15 protein-coding genes are annotated in these 16,204 nt (G+C 65.0%); 9 read left to right on the top strand and 6 right to left on the bottom strand.

The window, feature by feature from the left end:
* Window positions 1-28: 28 nt before the first annotated feature.
* Complete coding sequence (locus HB634_RS09540) at window positions 29-187, bottom strand: hypothetical protein (protein WP_157503863.1); 159 nt, start codon at window positions 185-187, stop codon at window positions 29-31.
* A gap of 64 nt (window positions 188-251) precedes the next feature.
* Here HB634_RS09540 and HB634_RS09535 point away from each other — a divergent pair, with 64 nt between their 5' ends.
* The 9 genes from HB634_RS09535 (at window position 252) to HB634_RS09495 (ending at window position 10,379) form a co-directional block, all read left to right on the top strand.
* Window positions 252-1,286 carry an N-acetylornithine carbamoyltransferase gene (locus HB634_RS09535; RefSeq protein ID WP_213948401.1) on the top strand — a complete coding sequence of 345 codons (1,035 nt, stop codon included), beginning with the start codon at window positions 252-254 and terminating at the stop codon, window positions 1,284-1,286.
* 53 nt (window positions 1,287-1,339) lie between these two features.
* Window positions 1,340-2,545, top strand: coding sequence for an argininosuccinate synthase (locus HB634_RS09530; RefSeq protein WP_213948400.1), 1,206 nt, complete (start codon window positions 1,340-1,342; stop codon window positions 2,543-2,545).
* A 9-nt stretch (window positions 2,546-2,554) separates the two neighbouring features.
* Window positions 2,555-3,652 carry an acetylornithine deacetylase gene (locus tag HB634_RS22850; RefSeq protein WP_213948399.1) on the top strand — a complete coding sequence of 366 codons (1,098 nt, stop codon included), beginning with the start codon at window positions 2,555-2,557 and terminating at the stop codon, window positions 3,650-3,652.
* A complete protein-coding gene (locus HB634_RS09520; protein ID WP_063570828.1) occupies window positions 3,642-4,958 on the top strand; it encodes an acetylglutamate kinase in 1,317 nt (438 codons plus the stop codon). Before HB634_RS22850 ends, HB634_RS09520 begins: the two co-directional genes overlap by 11 nt.
* 6 nt (window positions 4,959-4,964) lie before the next feature.
* Window positions 4,965-5,912 carry an N-acetyl-gamma-glutamyl-phosphate reductase gene (argC, locus tag HB634_RS09515; protein ID WP_213948398.1) on the top strand — a complete coding sequence of 316 codons (948 nt, stop codon included), beginning with the start codon at window positions 4,965-4,967 and terminating at the stop codon, window positions 5,910-5,912.
* Window positions 5,913-5,928: 16 nt separating this feature from the next.
* Window positions 5,929-7,224 (top strand): argininosuccinate lyase, encoded by a 1,296-nt coding sequence (locus tag HB634_RS09510; protein ID WP_213948397.1) that lies wholly within the window; start codon window positions 5,929-5,931, stop codon window positions 7,222-7,224.
* Between the two features lie 158 nt (window positions 7,225-7,382).
* On the top strand, window positions 7,383-8,504 hold the full coding sequence (gene proB, locus HB634_RS09505) for a glutamate 5-kinase (protein ID WP_213948396.1): 1,122 nt from the start codon (window positions 7,383-7,385) through the stop codon (window positions 8,502-8,504).
* 11 nt (window positions 8,505-8,515) lie between these two features.
* Window positions 8,516-9,778, top strand: a complete 1,263-nt coding sequence (locus HB634_RS09500) for a glutamate-5-semialdehyde dehydrogenase (RefSeq protein WP_213948395.1) — start codon at window positions 8,516-8,518, stop codon at window positions 9,776-9,778.
* Between the two features lie 31 nt (window positions 9,779-9,809).
* The gene (locus HB634_RS09495) at window positions 9,810-10,379 is read left to right on the top strand and encodes a HEAT repeat domain-containing protein (protein WP_213948394.1); all 570 of its coding nucleotides are present in this window, start codon (window positions 9,810-9,812) and stop codon (window positions 10,377-10,379) included.
* 55 nt (window positions 10,380-10,434) lie between these two features.
* Here the strand turns inward: HB634_RS09495 and HB634_RS09490 are convergent, their stop codons facing one another.
* From HB634_RS09490 to HB634_RS09470, 5 genes are all read right to left on the bottom strand, one after another.
* The gene (locus HB634_RS09490) at window positions 10,435-11,136 is read right to left on the bottom strand and encodes a hypothetical protein (RefSeq protein WP_213948393.1); all 702 of its coding nucleotides are present in this window, start codon (window positions 11,134-11,136) and stop codon (window positions 10,435-10,437) included.
* Window positions 11,133-12,413 (bottom strand): kynureninase, encoded by a 1,281-nt coding sequence (kynU, locus tag HB634_RS09485; RefSeq protein ID WP_213948392.1) that lies wholly within the window; start codon window positions 12,411-12,413, stop codon window positions 11,133-11,135. Before kynU ends, HB634_RS09490 begins: the two co-directional genes overlap by 4 nt.
* 19 nt (window positions 12,414-12,432) lie before the next feature.
* Window positions 12,433-12,930: a hypothetical protein gene (locus HB634_RS09480; protein ID WP_213948391.1), complete on the bottom strand. Its 498-nt coding sequence runs from the start codon at window positions 12,928-12,930 to the stop codon at window positions 12,433-12,435.
* Between the two features lie 98 nt (window positions 12,931-13,028).
* Window positions 13,029-14,054 (bottom strand): amidohydrolase family protein, encoded by a 1,026-nt coding sequence (locus HB634_RS09475; RefSeq protein ID WP_213948390.1) that lies wholly within the window; start codon window positions 14,052-14,054, stop codon window positions 13,029-13,031.
* 77 nt (window positions 14,055-14,131) lie between these two features.
* The gene (locus tag HB634_RS09470; protein ID WP_213948389.1) at window positions 14,132-16,201 is read right to left on the bottom strand and encodes an FUSC family protein; all 2,070 of its coding nucleotides are present in this window, start codon (window positions 16,199-16,201) and stop codon (window positions 14,132-14,134) included.
* Between the last annotated feature and the right edge of the window lie 3 nt (window positions 16,202-16,204).

The raw sequence follows: 16,204 nt of genomic DNA, 5'->3' as shown, positions 1-16,204 counted from the left end.
TTCCAGACCTTGCCGTGTCCCATACCGTCTACACCGCCGTCGTCTTCACCAGCGCCCGAATGGCCGCAGGGATGACGTCGCGTGCTCGTCGACCGTACATCGGATACTCGGCCGGGTAGGCTGTCGCGCGCTTTTCATACGCAACGACTAAAAAACCCGGCCATGCGCCGGGTTTTTTCGTTTCCAATTCCTGACTCCTGATTCTTCACTTCCTCCACGGCCCCCAAGGCCACCGACCGATCTGGACCGCCATGACCGTTCGCCACTTCCTCTCCACCCAGGATTACAGCCGCGCCGAGATCGACGCCCTGCTCGCGCAGGCGGCGGAGTTCAAGCGTTCGCGGCAGGGCCAGCAGATGGCCGGTAAGTCCATCGCGCTGATGTTCTTCAATCCGTCCATGCGCACGCGTACCAGCTTCGAGCTGGGTGCCTTCCAGTTGGGTGGCCATGCCATCGTGCTCTCGCCGGGCAAGGACGCATGGCCGATCGAGTTCGAGATGGGCACGGTGATGGACGGCGATACCGAAGAGCACATCGCCGAGGTGGCCCGGGTGCTGTCGCGTTACGTGGACATCATCGCTGTGCGCGCCTTCCCCAAGTTCGTCGACTGGCAGGTGGATCGCCAGGACAAGGTGCTCGAGTCCTTCGCGAAGTTCGCCACGGTGCCGGTCATCAATCTCGAGACCATCACCCACCCCTGCCAGGAACTGGCGCACGCCATGGCGCTGCAGGAGCACCTGGGCAGCCTGCAGAACAAGAAGTACGTGCTGACCTGGACGTATCACCCGAAGCCGCTGAATACCGCGGTCGCCAACTCCGCGCTGTTGATCGCGACGAAGATGGGCATGGACGTGACCCTGCTGTGCCCGACGCCGGAATATATCCTCGACGAGCGCTACATGGACTTTGCCAAGGCCAACGCGAAAGAGAACGGCGGTTCGCTCCAGGTATCGCATGACATCGAGTCGGCTTACAGCGGCGCGGACGTGATCTACGCCAAGAGCTGGGGCGCCATCCCTTACTTCGGCCGCTGGGACGAAGAGAAGGCGATCCGCGAAGCAAACAAGCACTTCATCGTCGATGAGGCCAAGATGGCCCTGACCAACAATGGTCTCTTCAGCCACTGCCTCCCGTTGCGCCGGAATATCAAGGCGACGGATGCGGTGATGGATTCGCCGGCCTGCATCGCCATCGATGAAGCCGAGAACCGCCTGCACGTGCAGAAAGCGGTGATGGCTTCGCTCATTTCGCAGTCGTCGGGCGAGAAGTCCGGCCTCGGTTTCTGATTCGCCTTCCTTTGTAAACGCCTTTTACTCAAGCCCTTTCCTTCGGAGCCTTCATGTCCAGCCAAGATATCGTTCTCGCCTTTTCCGGCGGCCTCGACACCAGCTTCTGCGTGCCCTACCTGATGGAGCGCGGCTATGCCGTGCATACCGTGTTCGTCGACACCGGTGGCGTCTCGGCCGAGGAGCGCGAGTACATCGAGCAGCGTGCGCATGAGCTAGGCGCCGCCTCGCATCGCACGGTGGATGCGTCGCAGGCGATCTGGGACAGCTTCGTCACGCCGTTGATCTGGGCCGGTGAGTTCTACCAGGGCCAGTACCCGCTGCTCGTGTCCGACCGCTACCTCATCGTCAAGGCCTCGCTGGAGCGCTGCGACGAGCTGGGCACGAAGTTCTTCGCGCACGGCTGCACGGGCATGGGCAACGACCAGGTGCGCTTCGACCTGACCGTGCGCGCGCTGGGCGATTACACGATCATCGCGCCGGTCCGCGAGATCCAGCGCGAACACACCCAGGTGCGTGCCTATGAGCAGACGTACCTCGAAGACAAGGGCTTCGAAGTCCGCGCCAAGACCAAGCACTACACGATCAACGAAAACGTGCTCGGCGTGACGATTTCCGGCGGCGAGATCGACGCCTGGGAAATCCCGGGCGAAGGTGCGATCGGCTGGTGTGCGCCGCGCGCCGAATGGCCGTCCGAAGCGCTGCGTGTCGAGCTTGGCTTCGAGAAGGGCACGGCGGTGTCGCTCAACGGCAAGCCGGCCTCGGGTCCGGAAATCCTCGCCTTCCTCAACCGCGAACTGGCGAAGTACGGGGTGGGTCGCAGCTTGTACACGGGCGACACCAATATCGGCCTGAAGGGCCGCATCGTGTTCGAGGCACCTGCGCTGACCGCCCTGCTCACCGCACACCGCGCACTCGAAGAAACCGTGCTGTCCAAGCAGCAGAACCGCTTCAAGCCGGAAATCGGCCGCAAGTGGACCGAAGTGGCCTACGAAGGCTTCTTCAACGATCCGATCAAGGCTGACCTCGAGGCCTACCTCGTTTCAACGCAGCGCAAGGTGGACGGCAAGGTCATCATCGAAACCCGCGGGGGTTCGGTGTACGCGATCAAGGTGGAGTCGAAGAACCTCCTGCATTCGTCCAAGGCCACGTATGCGCAGGCCGCCGACTGGGGCGTTGCCGAAGCCGAAGGCTTCATCAAGCTCTACGGCATGAGCTCGACGATCTGGGCGGAAGTCGACCGCGCGAACGGGAACTGATCCGGGACCATGGACAAGCTTCTCGAGGACACCCTGACCCATCTGCGCGCGCTGGTCGGTTTCGACACGCGTAATCCGCCGCGAGAGATCGGCACGGACGGTATCTTCGATTACCTGCGCGCGAACCTTCCGGGGTTCGACGTGCAGGTGACCGATTTCGGCGCCGGTGCCGTGAATCTCTACGCGGTGCGCGGCAAGCCGAAGTACCTTTTCAATGTGCACATGGACACGGTGCCGGATTCGCCGCACTGGACCGCGGACCCGCATCAGCTGCGGGTGACGGAAGACCGTGCGATCGGCCTCGGTGCGTGCGACATCAAGGGCGCTGCCGCGGCACTGGTCGCCGTGGCCAACGCGACGCAGGGCGATATGGCCTTGCTGTTGTCGACGGACGAGGAAGCCAACGACGCGCGCTGTATCGACGGTTTCCTTGCGACGCCGCGCGACTACGAGGCGATCATCGTGGCCGAGCCGACCAAGGGTGAAGCGGTGCTCGCGCACCGGGGCATCCATTCGGTGCAGATGCGTTTCCAGGGCAGGGCAGGGCACGCATCCGGCGAGCAGAAGCCGTCGGACAGCGCCGTTCACCAGGGCATTCGCTGGGGCGCCGCCGCGCTGGACCACGTCCAGAAGCTGTCGCATGAGCGTTTCGGCGGTCTCACCGGGCTGCGCTTCAACATCGGCAAGGTCGAGGGTGGCATCAAGGCCAACGTGATCGCGCCAACGGCGGATATCCGCTTCGGTTTCCGTCCGTTGCCGTCGATGGACGCTGACAAACTGCTCGAAACCTTCCGCACGCTGGTCGAGCCGGCCCCGGTCGAGTACGGCGAAACCTTCCGCGGCGATTCGCTGCCGGCAGGTGACACCGCGACGGCGGAAAGCCGCCGTCTCGCCGCTCGCGACCTCGCGGACGAACTAGGTATCCCCGTCGGCAATGCCGTCGACTTCTGGACCGAGGCGGCGCTGTTCTCGAAGGCGGGCTACACCACCTTCGTCTACGGTCCCGGCGACATCGCCCAGGCACACAGCGCCGACGAATGGGTCCTCCTGGACCAGCTCGCGCATTACGCAAAGACCATCCATCGGATCGTGGACAGTGGACTCTAACAAGCACACCCGCAAAACGATCGTGCGCCTGCTGTCTTCGATGGGCAGTGCGCGTGAGATCCAGCAATACCTCAAGCGCTTCTCGCAGCTGGACGCAGCGCGCTTCGCCGTGGTCAAGGTCGGTGGCGCCGTGTTGCGCGACGACCTCCCGGCGCTCGTCTCGTCGCTGTCGTTCCTGCAGCAGGTCGGCCTGACCCCTATCGTGCTGCACGGCGCTGGTCCGCAGCTCGATGAGGAACTCTCGGCAGCCGGCATCGTGAAGAAGACGGTCGATGGTCTGCGCGTGACGTCGCCGGAGGCGTTGGCGATCGTCCGCCGCGTCTTCCAGGCGCAGAACCTGCGCCTTGTCGAGGCGCTGCAAGAAGTCGATACGCGTGCCACGTCGGTGCCCTCGGGCGTGTTCGCGGCCGACTTCCTCGACCAGGACGTGTTCGGCCTGGTCGGCAAGGTACGCGAGATCAACCTCGCACCGATCGAAGCCAGCCTGCGTGCGGGATCCATTCCGGTCATCGCCAGCCTTGGCGAGACGGACTCGGGGCAGATCCTCAACATCAATGCCGACTTCGCCGCGAACGAGCTCGTGCGCGTCCTGCAGCCGTACAAGATCGTCTTCCTAACCGGCACGGGCGGCCTGCTCGACGGCGATGGCAAGGTCATCGATTCGATCAACCTGTCGACCGAGTACGACCAGCTGCTCAAGCAGCCCTGGTTGCATTCGGGTATGCGCCTGAAGATCGAGCAGATCAAGGATCTTCTCGACGACCTGCCGCTGACCACGTCGGTGTCGATCACCCGGCCCGCCGAGCTGGCCAAGGAACTCTTCACGCACAAGGGATCGGGCACGCTGGTGCGGCGCGGCGAGCGCGTGTTGCGTTACGACTCGTGGGAGGGCGTGGACAAGGAGCGCCTTCGTGAGCTGATCGAATCCAGTTTCGGACGCCCGGTCGTGCCTGATTATTTCGAGCGCACGAACCTGTATCGCCTCTACGTCTCCGAGAACTATCGCGCGGCGATGGTGCTCACCGAGGACGAAGGCTTCGCGTATCTGGACAAGTTTGCCGTGCTCGACGAAGCGCAGGGCGAAGGTCTCGGCCGTGCGGTCTGGCAGGTCATGCGCGACGAGAACCCCAAGTTGTTCTGGCGCTCACGCCACGGCAACGCGATCAATCACTTCTACTACGCGGAGTCGGACGGCTGCTTCAAGCAGTCGCGCTGGAAGGTGTTCTGGTACGGCCTGGACAACTTCGCGGATATCGAACGCTGTGTGGCGCATTGCGCCACGCGCATCCCCACCTTGCAGGACTGACCGGTCATGGCAAACAAGACCATCGGCATCGTCGGCGCGCGTGGCCATACGGGCGCCGAGCTGATCAAGCTCATTGCGAACCACCCACAGCTCGAGCTCGCCTTCGTTTCCTCGCGCGAGCTGGACGGGCAGCGCCTGGCCGATCACAGCGATGCCTACCGCGGTGAACTCACCTATACGAATCTCGACCCGGAGGCGGTGGCCGCGCAGGCCGTCGACGTGGTGATCCTCGCCTTGCCAAATGGCAAGGCGGCGCCGTACGTCGAGGCCATCGACAAGGCCGCCGGGTCCACGGTGATTGTCGACCTCTCGGCGGACTATCGTTTCGACGAGCGCTGGTACTACGGCCTGCCCGAGCTCTACCGTGACCGCTGGCGCGGCGAGAAGCGCATCAGCAACCCAGGTTGCTATGCGACGGCGATCCAGGTCTCGATCGCCCCTATCAAGGACTTGCTTGCGGCGCCGCCGGTGTCGTTCGGTGTTTCCGGGTACTCGGGTGCCGGCACGACGCCGTCTGACCGCAACGACCCGGAAAAGCTTCGCGACAACCTCATGCCGTACGCCCTCACCGGGCACATGCACGAGAAGGAAGCGAGCCGCCATCTCGGTCTGCCGGTTGAGTTCATGCCGCACGTCGCACCGCATTTCCGCGGCCTCACGGTCACGACCAACCTGTATCTGGCGAAGCCGGCCAAGCGGGAGGAGATTGTCCTTCGCTTCGAAGCACGCTTCGACAAGGACAAGCTGATCCACATCGTCGATGAGGCGCCGTGGGTGAGCCAGGTGGCGCATAAGCACCACCTGGATATCGGTGGCTTCACCATGTCGGCCGACGGCCGTCGCGTGGTCGTCGTCGCGACACTGGATAACCTGCTCAAGGGCGCCGCCTCCCAGGCGATGCAGAACGTCAATCGTGCGCTCGGCTTCGACGAGCTCACCGCCATCCCGCTCTGAGCGAAAGGACCTTACGATGACCCAGCCGCTCTGGCAGAAATCCGACACGCAGGTAGACGCGCGCATCATGCGTTTCCTCGCCGGTAACGATGTGGTGCTCGATCGCGAGTTCTTCCTGCACGACATCACCGCGAGCAAGGCGCATGTCGAAGGCCTTGCCAATATCGGCGTGGTCTCCGGTGACGAGCGCGATGCACTGCTTCGCGAGCTCGACGTGCTGGCCGCTGACTTCTCGGCCGGCCTGTTCGTGCTCGACGATCGCTTCGAAGACGGGCACTCCGCTATCGAGGCCCGCCTTACCGAGCGCCTCGGTGACGCCGGTCGGCGTGTGCATACCGGCCGTAGCCGCAACGACCAGATCCTTGTTGCCACGCGGTTGTGGCTGAAGGAGAAGCTGTCGACGCTGGAGACATTGTGTCGGCAGATCGCCGACGTGTGCCTGCAGCGGGCCGCCGGTGATTCCGTGCCGATGCCTGGCTATACGCATATCCAGCGTGCCGTGGTCTCGTCGACGGGCATGTGGTTCGCCGCGTTTGCCGAGGCTTTCATCGACAACACGCTGCGCGCCCGCCAGGCGCTCGAGCTGATCGATGCCAATCCACTGGGCACGGCAGCCGGCTATGGTGTCAACGTGGCCCTTGATCGCGCACACACCACGGCAGCGCTCGGCTTCGGTCGTATGCAGGTCTCGCCGATCTATGCCCAGCTCTCGCGCGGCAAGTTCGAGATGGCTGCACTCGATGCCGTCGGTACGGCACTGCTCGACACGCGCCGCCTGGCCTGGGACCTCTCGTTGTTCACCACGGCTGAGTTCGACTTCGTCAGCCTGCCGGGCGAGTACACCACCGGTTCGTCGATCATGCCGAACAAGCGCAATCCGGATGTGGTCGAACTCTTGCGTGCAAGCTACGCCAGCGTGGCGGCCGCGCGCACCGAGATCGAGCAGCTGCTCTCCTTACCCTCGGGCTATCAGCGCGATCTGCAGTTCTCCAAGGGTTCGCTGTTCCACGGCTTCTCCATGGGCCTTGGCGCGCTCGAGCTCCTTCCCGACCTTCTGGCGCGTTTCAGCTGGAAGGCGGAGAAGATGCGCGCTGCGATCGAGCCGGCGATGTACGCGACGGACGTCGCCATCGAGGCGGCCGTGGCAGGTGTGCCGTTCCGCGATGCCTACCGTGCGGCAGCGGAGACGGCCGCCTCGTCAGGCGAAGGGCGGACACCCGAATCGAGCCTGGCCGCGCGCACCTCGCCGGGCGCCGGTAACGACCTTATGCTGGATACGCTGCGTGCGAGACTGGTAGCCCTGACGGGCTGATGGTTGCCAGCCCTGACGGGCTGATCGGCGATGAACCGGCTCCCACACAGAGCGCACCCCGCTCCATGTAGGAGCCGATTCATCGGCGAAGCTCTTCAAGCTCTCTGTGGGAGCCGCTTCAGCGGCGAATGGAATTACCTCAACACCAGGGAAAAACCATGCCCCAAGCCTTCGCCCCCCAAACGCTTCCCCGATGGCACCGCGCCGTGCTCAAGGTAGGCAGCAGCCTCCTCACCACCCCCGAGGGCGGCCTCACCGGCCGCCACGCCGAAGCCCTCGCCACCTTCGTCGCCCGCAGCCGCAGCGCCGGCCGCGAAGTCGTCATCGTCTCCTCCGGCGCGGTAGCGGCTGGGCGTGGCCTCGCCACGCCCGAGCGCGGCGCTGGACTGACCGGCCGGCAAGCACTCGCCGCTCTCGGCCAGACCCGCCTCATTGCCCTCTGGCAGACGTTCTTCGACGCACCGGTCGCCCAGGTCCTGCTCACCCACGACGACCTGCGCAATCGCCGCCGTTACCTCAATGCGCGCACGACGCTGCGCGAGTTGCTCGCCCTCGGCGCCATTCCCGTCATCAACGAGAACGATACGGTCGCGGTCGACGAGCTCAAGCTGGGCGACAACGACAACCTCGCCGCCATCGTGGCAGCCCTCGTCGATGCGGACGTGCTTTTCATTGCCTCCGACGTCGCAGGCTTGTACACGGCGAACCCCCGTACCGATTCGCTTGCACAGCCCATCGACGATGTCGCGGAAGTTACCGAGCAACACCTGGCCAGCGCGGGCGGCGCCGGTAGCGCGGCAGGCACCGGCGGTATGCGAACGAAGCTCGAAGCGGCAGGGAAGGCCGCAGCGGCCGGCATCGAGACCCTCCTTTTCGACGGCCGTGATGCGGCATGCATAGAGCAGTTGGCGGACGGGATCCTCACCGGCACGCGCCTGCGCGCGCCGAGGACACCACTGGCGGCCCGCAAGTACTGGCTGCGCCACGCGCCGCCAACAGGCAAGATCACGGTCGATGCCGGCGCGGGCGAAGCCTTGCGCTCCCGTGGCGCCTCGTTGCTCCCTGGTGGCGTGGTCGCGGCCGAAGGCGACTTCGCCCGTGGCGACGTGATTGATATCGCCGATGAACAAGCACCCTTTGCACGTGGCATCGCGCAGTACTCGGCCGCCGACGTGCGCCGCATCGCGCGGCGTCACACCCGCGATATCGAAACGACGCTCGGTTATAGCTACGGTGAGAACGTCGTCCACCGCGACGATCTCGTCGCCCTGACGCATTGACCGAGGCCCCGATGACTTCTTCCCTGCGTGATAAGGCGCTTGCCTGCCGGGACGCCGCGGCGGCAATCGCCAGCCTCGATACCGAGGCCAAGCGAAGCCTCCTTCATGCCATGGCGAGTGCACTTGCCGCGGACGAAAGTGTCGTGCTCGACGCCAACGCAAGGGACATGGATGCTGCCCGCGCGAATGGCACCAGTGACGCGATGCTCGATCGCCTGCGTCTGGATGCCTCGCGCATCGCCGGCATCGTCGCTGCGATCTGCGAGGTGGCGACGCTGCCTGATCCCGTTGGCATCACGACGCGACGCGAGACGCGCCCCAACGGTATCGTCGTTGAGCGTGTGCGCATTCCGCTCGGCGTGATCGCGATGATCTATGAGGCACGGCCGAACGTCACCGCCGATGCCGCCGCGTTGTGCCTGATGGCGGGCAATGCGGTGATCCTGCGCGGGGGTTCCGACGCCATGCAATCCAATGTCGCGATTGCCGCCGCGCTGCGACGTGCGCTCAAGGCGAGCGGGGTGCCCGAAGCGGCCCTGACGCTGATCGATGATCCCCGTCGCGAAACAATGGTCGAACTACTTCAGCTCACCGACATCGTTGATCTCGCGATTCCGCGAGGTGGCGAAGGCCTGATTCGATTCGTCGCGGAGCACGCGCGTGTGCCCGTGATCAAGCATTACAAGGGCGTCTGTCACCTTTACGTTGATCGCGATGCTGATCCGGAGCTTGCACTGCGGCTTCTCGTGGATGGTAAGACCAGCCGCCCTGGCGTCTGCAATGCGCTGGAAACGCTCCTCGTGCATAAAGACATCGCGGCGAGCTTCCTGCCGCGAGCCTCAAGGGAGTTGCGCGACCTGGGTGTCGAGATCCGTGGTGACGAGGCGACTCGCATGCTTATCGACGACGCCGAACCCGCCAGCGAAGACGACTACGCCGCGGAGTTCCTCGATCTCATCATTGCCGTGCGCGTGGTCGACAGTCTCGACGAAGCCATTGAACACATTCGTCGCTATGGCTCGGACCACACCGAAGTGATTGCAACACGCGATTCCTACGCAGCGGATAAGTTCGTCCGTGCCATCCGCTCCGCAGTCGTCATGGTCAACGCTTCCTCGCGCTTCAGTGACGGTGGTGAACTCGGTCTCGGAACGGAGATCGGCATTTCGACGACGCGTTTGCATGCGTACGGTCCGATGGGTGCGGAGTCGTTGACAGTCGAGCGCTTCGTAGTCCGTGGGGTAGGGCAGGTTCGGCATCCCCGTTCAGAGTGAGGTGCTGACGTGAGACTTAAGGAGCGATCAGATGCTGGATAGTGACGACGAAACTGAGAAACTCTCGCGCTATTTCGTACGCAAGGGTATGAGTGACTGCAGCACGTCGGAGTTGATCAACCTCCTGACGGATGGCGATCAGATCGTGCGAAGTTCAGCCGGTTTCCTCCTTCATATTTCGGGCGGCGATAGCGAGGACTTCAATCGAATTGTCGGACTTGCATCTCACGCCGACGCCTACGTGCGCGAAGTGGCCGCCTATGTGCTCGGCCAGTTCGGGACGCCTGATTATCCGTTTCGCGCGTTGAGCGTTCCGCTACTGTCGCGCATGGCGCACGACATGGACGACGAGGTCCGACTCTCGGCGATATCGTCTCTCGGGCATCTTCGGGGGGATGACGCCTGGGACGCGATCCTTTCGGCAGCGACGGACACGTCGCCCGACGTCCGAGGGGTCGTTGCCTTCCTGTTGGAATTCATGGACGGGTCGGAACGCTCCGTTGCCGCACTAACGGTTCTCGCAACGGACCCTGATTCCGATGTACGCGCCGCAGCTCAAGAGAGCCTAGACGCCTTGCGGCACGGATATGATTTGATATGACGTTCAGGCTCGCCCCCAAGGCATCCGAACTCCGTACCGGTCTGGGTTCTCCCGCTTAAGTCGGCCGACCAAGGTCCGTGCGTATCCGCTCGGCCACGTCGATCATGGCGTACCACGCCCGCTCAACCGCGTCCGCCAACGCATCACGATCAAGCGCCACTGTCTCCGCACGACCGCCTTCGTCAGGGATGTATTCGATGAGTACCCGCTGCCCATCTATCCACGCCTGATCGCCCGCGAGAAAGAGCGGATCCTCGAAGCTGCCCATGCCGGGTTCGGGCGGCATCGCGAAGGCGGTGCGGGCGTCGCGTGGTGCATGACGCAGAAGTTCGATCACTCGCTCGTACGAACCGTCCTCATCGTCGAGTTCGAACGCGATACTGTCCATACGTGAGCCCGCGTAAAGCTCTATCGACCCGGTGAAGATGGCATGTGTCGCGTAGCCGTCGAGGCGGATACGTGGATTCTTCAACACGCTGCGTAGCGCTGCGATGTAGCGTGAGGTGACATCCGGATGCTCGCGCAGCCACACGCTGCTGACATCTTCGATGGCCGTGACGTGACCATCCGACTTCGCTTCGATGCCGCGGTGTGACACCGTCGCAGGACGGTCGGGCAAGGCGACCGGCAAACCACCTGCCTTCAGACCCAGCATCACGCGCCCTGGTGCGACACGCAACCAATGCGTCACCGCCTGCACGGCAAACCCATTGCCCCGCTCGCTGTACGGCGTCGGAAAGAGCTCCTGCGCGCTCACGCCTGCGTCCCGCGCCACGCTTCGATCGCTTCCACGGCGCCCAGGCAATCCGCGAAGCGGTTGTACAGCGGCGTGGGCGAAAGACGGATGACGTCGGGCTCGCGCCAGTCACCGATGATCCCCTGCTGTTCGAGATAACCGAACAAGGCACGTCCCGCATCACGCCCGGCACGCACGCGCACCGAAAGCTGCGCACCACGCTGCAAGGGATCGTTCGGCGTGACGATGTCGAGCGTCTCGTCGAGTCGGCTACGAATGAGCCAGTCGAGGTAGGCGGTGAGGCGGCGGCTCTTCGCCACCAGGTTGTCGATGCCTGCACGCGTAAACACATCCAGCGACGCGCGCAGTGGCGCCAGCGCGAGGATCGGCGGATTCGACAGCTGCCAACCGTCCGCACCCGGCGTGGGCACGAACTGCGGGCCCATCTGGAAGCGCGTGGACTTGTCGTGGCCCCACCAGCCGGCAAAGCGCGGTACGTCGGCGTTCGCGTGGCGCTCGTGCACGAAGCAGCCGGCGACTGCACCGGGACCGGCGTTGAGGTACTTGTACGTGCACCACACCGCGAAATCCGCGCCGCTGTCATGCAGCGCCAGGGGCAGGTTGCCCACGGCGTGGGCCAGATCGAAACCCACGAGGCAACCCTGCGCACGCGCCAGCCTTACGATCGCGGCGAGGTCGAAGACCTGGCCGGTGCGGTACTGCACCCCCGGCAACATGACGAGCGCCACTCGATGCCCATGCTCCGCAATGGCTTCCTCGATGGCCGCCATCGACAGCGTGCCGCCGGGGCCATCAGGCTGAATCTCGATCAGATCCGTCGAAGGATCGAAGCCATGAAAACGCACCTGTGACTCGAGCGCATAACGGTCGGTGGGGAACGCGCCGGCTTCCATGAGGATGGCCGGGCGCTCGGCGGTGGGCCGATAGAAGCTCACCATCATCAGGTGCAGGTTCACGCCCAGCGTGTTCATGGCAACGACTTCGTGCGGCTGCGCGCCGACCACCTCCGCCATCGCGTCACGCACGTACTCGTGGTAATGCATCCATGGCGAACGGCCGCGAAAATGCGCCTCGACCGCCAGCTCCGACCAGTCGGCCAGCTCCGCTTCAACCGCCGCCCGAACACCCTTCGGTTGCAGGCCCAGCGAGTTGCCGCAGAAGTACAGGGTTTCCCGCCCGTGGTGCGGCGGGATGTGGAATTCGTCGCGGAACGCGCGCAGGGGATCGGCCGCATCCTGGGCTTGGGCCCAACCGCGCGTCGCTTCGAAACCGGTCATACGTTGACTACCTTGGGAATCAGGAGGGCATACGGGCTGCTACGTCGGCGCAACCCTTGTCGAACGAGGCATTCCACTTGGCATCGCCGGTCGGGCGGACGCAGCGGAGCTGGATCGCATAGCCACCACTGTAGAAATAACGCTCGAAGTAGTCGAGTTTTACCTTGCCTTCCTTCGCCGTGTAGACGTGCTCGGTGGGCGAGGTCGCCTTGCCGGCGGCGTATTCGGTCAGGCCGGAGGCGCGGCTACGCATGTTTCCCGAGAACTGCTGGAAACCGTTGAGGTTGGGCACCTTCTGGAGGGTGATCGACACCCGCGCCAGTGTCGCGTCCGCCCCGGTGGAACCGGGTACCTGGAATACCTGGGTCTCCGTCTCGCCTTCGGACTGCATGATCGGCACCCAGGTATCGGGGACGGACACGTGGAGGGCACCGCCCGCCATGGATACATCGGCGGCCGTCGCGAACGGGCTGGCCAACAGGAAGGCAAACGGAATGGTACGCAGGAGGCGTTTCACGATCAGGGGTTCCCCGTAGAGGCCGCGGCGGCGCGGCGCAACGCGGGCATTCTTGCACAGCGCCCTGTCGTGCATGGCCCGCGACAGTGTGCGTTGCGTCACGCGACGGCGGACATGGTCTGGAAGCGCGACAGCGGGATACCCAGCCATTCCAGGGCCGTTCCGTGGAACAGCCGCGCCCGGGAGGTGTCGTCGAGCCCGAGGGCTTCGATGCCGCTGCCTGGCTCCTGTTCCCCCAGGGGGAATGGGTAGTCGGTGCCGAGCATCACGCGGTCGGTGCCGGCCACCTCGAGCAGGTAACGCAGCGCGGCGTCGTCGTGCACGCAGGAATCGAAGTACATCCGCGAGAGATACTCGCGTGGGTTGCGCGCGTTGTCGGTGGCGACGAGGTCCGGACGCATACGGAAGCCGTGCTCGATACGGCCGATGGAATAAGGGAAGCTGCCGCCGCCGTGAGCGAGCATGATCTTCAGCGATGGCAGGCGTTCGAGTACGCCGCCGAAGATCAACGCGCAGGCCGCGCGGGATTGTTCGGCGGGCATGCCGACCAGCCAGGGCAGCCAGTACTTGGGCATCGTGTCGGCGCCCATCATGTCCCACGGGTGGACGAGCACGGCGGCGTCGAGGTCGGCGGCCGCCTCGAAAAACGGAAACAGCTCGGGCGCATCGAGGTTCCAATCGTTGCAGTGCGAGCCGATCTGCACGCCCTGCAGCCCGAGCTCGTCGATGCAGCGCTCCAGCTCGCGAATTGCCAGCGAGGGCGACTGCAGGGGTACCGTGCCGATGCCCGCGTAGTGACGCGGGTGGTCCTGGCAGACCCGAGCCATGTCGTCGTTCAGATGCGTGTGCAGCTCAAGGGCCTGATGGCCCTTCGCCCAGTAAGAGAACATCACCGGCACCGTTGAGACCACCTGGACGCCGACGCCGAAGCGCGCGTAGTCGGCGATCCGGTGCTCCGCGTCGAAGGCGGACTCCCAGACTTCGCGGAAAAACCGCCCGTCCTTGTAGATCCGGTGGTGGCCACTGGAATGGGTCATCACGGGGAAGCGGTCGTCGCCGTAGCGGGCCGCGAGATCGGGCCAGTCACGGGGCAGGATGTGCGCGTGGGTGTCGATCTTCAGCATGGGGTCGAGTGTAGCGCCGGCGGGGGCCGGGGACCTCTCGCGCTGCAACACGCCGCCGCCGGCGCGCCGTATCGGCGTCAGGAGGGCGTGACGGAGCGTCGGGTGACCACATGCGCCACCGTATCCACGTTGTCCGTCAGGCGGTCCGTGAGGCGCCCTATCGCTTCGGCCAGTTCCCGGTCTTTCGTCCGGGCCAGGGCCTGCACCAGCGCCCGCTGGTGCTCGCGGAGGTCGGGCGGCACCGTCGCGCCTTCGGCCACGGTGAGGGCCTCACCCTGTTCGCGCAATGCCATGGAAGCCTCGCGGATGAAGGGCCCGACATGGACCCATTCCTCCGGGACGTCGTCGACATCGATGAGGGCTTCCAGCGTCATCGCCGTACGCGCCAGGCGGTTGCCGTTGGCGTAGAGGGTTTCGGCCAGTTCCTGCAGCACTGCGGGCGTGCCGGGCTCGGCGCGCAGGCGGTCGACCGAGGCCTGCGCATTGGTGCGCGCGGTTCGGGTGGCATTGCGCACCTGGTGCCGTGTGCCGCGATCTGCCGGCTCGACCAGGGTGTCGAGGTAGTCCGCATAGGCGACGAGCATCTCCGACAAGGCGATGCGCGCACGGCTACGCTCCCACGACGGCCACAGCACGTAGGCCAGCAAGGCCATGGCGCTGCCCAGCGCGGTATTGAGCACGCGATCGGACATCGCGTTGAACGGATCGACGCCTTCGAACGAGAGCAGCACGACGACCGTGCCGGTCAGTGCGGCGACAGCAATGCCGTAATGCGCCCCGGCGAGGTAGCGGAAGGCCACGCACAGTACGCCCATCACGGCGATATGCGCCCAGACCACGTCCGGTGTCAGTCGCAGCACGAAGGTGGTCAGCATGAGGCCGAGCACCGTGCCGACGACACGCAGCAGGCCGAAGTTGAAGGTGGCGGCGAAATCCGGGCGCAGCACGATGGCAGCGGTCATCGGCAGCCAGTAACCATGTGGCAGGTGGAAATAACGCGACACGGCGAAAGCCAGCGTGAGCACCACCGCGCAGCGCACGGCATGACGAAATGCCACGGAGTGCGGCGTGATATTCGCCCGTAGCGTGGCCAGCGGCGACGCGCTGCGCAACGTCTCCGGGAGGCTGGTTTCCGCACGTTGGGCGCGTTCTTCACCGCGGCTGCCCGCCCAGTTCGTATTGCGGACCACGGCGGCGAGCTGGCCCGACAGCGCCTGGATGTGGGCGCCGATGCCCGTGCCGGTCGTGCCGGCCAGGAGGGCGCGTTCGCTCGCCTGAAGCGTCGCCAGCGCGCGCTCGGCGCGTTGCGGCGGCTCCGCCGCGTCGAGGGCGTCCGCGGTGGCGGTGAGAACGCGGGCGGCATCATTGCGGAACATCTCGCCCATGCTTTCGCGCTTCACTTCGAGCTCGGCCATGGCGACCAGCTCCAGGCGAATGCGCTCCGCAAGCTCGAGCAGCACGCGAAAGGCTTCCATCGCACGTCCGTGTGCGTGGTGGCGGCCGAGCAGGGTGAGCTGCAGGGCGTTCATGGCATCGGTGATGCCGGGAGCTTCGCCATCCTTGTGCGGCTTGCGCGCGAGATCGGCGAGCCCGCGATACACCAGGGCGAGCGCGGCCCGTTCCGGCCGATAGCGTTGCAGCGGCCATGCCGCGATGGAGAACACCGCCAGAAGCATGCCGCCGGCGAAAATCAGGCCGCCGCCGGAGAGTGCACCGCGGACGTCTTGTGGCGTGGCGGCCGTGATCACCAACAGCAGCATGCTGGTCATGCCCACCCGAGCGATGTCCGCACCGAAGACGACGAGCAGGCCACCGAAGAAACCGCACAGCGCGCAGGCGACGCACATCGGTAGCACGTCGTCGCCGATCAGGAAGCCGACCAGCGAAGCGACGCCAGCTGCCAGTGCCGCCAGGAAGAGACGGTTGAGGCGTTGCTGGTACGGACCGGGCTGGTCCGAGAACATCGTGTCCAGCGCACCGGCGGCGATGCCGATGCCGACCTGCGGGTACCCGGTGTACATGCCCGCGGCAAGCGGCAACACCACCGCAGCAGTGTTGCGCAGTGCGACCCGCATGGGAACATCGGGCCGCTTCGTCCGAATCAACGTGTCGATGACGCTGGCGCGGAACGAATAGCTCTTGGTCATGCG

This window comes from Luteibacter sp. dw_328 (genome assembly GCF_018449605.1).
Classification (GTDB): domain Bacteria; phylum Pseudomonadota; class Gammaproteobacteria; order Xanthomonadales; family Rhodanobacteraceae; genus Luteibacter.
The sequence above is the reverse complement of the archived record's forward strand: the minus strand, read 5'-3'. Positions and strand labels throughout refer to the sequence as shown.

Excerpts from the sequence above, each read along its gene's own strand:
- HB634_RS22850 (WP_213948399.1), top strand. The coding sequence starts at position 2,555 with ATGGACAAGCTTCTCGAGGACACCCTGACCCATCTGCGCGCGCTGGTC.
- HB634_RS09475 (WP_213948390.1), bottom strand. The coding sequence starts at position 14,054 with ATGCTGAAGATCGACACCCACGCGCACATCCTGCCCCGTGACTGGCCC.
- proB (WP_213948396.1), top strand. The coding sequence starts at position 7,383 with ATGCCCCAAGCCTTCGCCCCCCAAACGCTTCCCCGATGGCACCGCGCC.
- HB634_RS09495 (WP_213948394.1), top strand. The coding sequence starts at position 9,810 with ATGCTGGATAGTGACGACGAAACTGAGAAACTCTCGCGCTATTTCGTA.
- HB634_RS09535 (WP_213948401.1), top strand. The coding sequence starts at position 252 with ATGACCGTTCGCCACTTCCTCTCCACCCAGGATTACAGCCGCGCCGAG.
- HB634_RS09470 (WP_213948389.1), bottom strand. The coding sequence starts at position 16,201 with ATGACCAAGAGCTATTCGTTCCGCGCCAGCGTCATCGACACGTTGATT.
- HB634_RS09510 (WP_213948397.1), top strand. The coding sequence starts at position 5,929 with ATGACCCAGCCGCTCTGGCAGAAATCCGACACGCAGGTAGACGCGCGC.
- argC (WP_213948398.1), top strand. The coding sequence starts at position 4,965 with ATGGCAAACAAGACCATCGGCATCGTCGGCGCGCGTGGCCATACGGGC.
- kynU (WP_213948392.1), bottom strand. The coding sequence starts at position 12,413 with ATGACCGGTTTCGAAGCGACGCGCGGTTGGGCCCAAGCCCAGGATGCG.
- HB634_RS09500 (WP_213948395.1), top strand. The coding sequence starts at position 8,516 with ATGACTTCTTCCCTGCGTGATAAGGCGCTTGCCTGCCGGGACGCCGCG.
- HB634_RS09530 (WP_213948400.1), top strand. The coding sequence starts at position 1,340 with ATGTCCAGCCAAGATATCGTTCTCGCCTTTTCCGGCGGCCTCGACACC.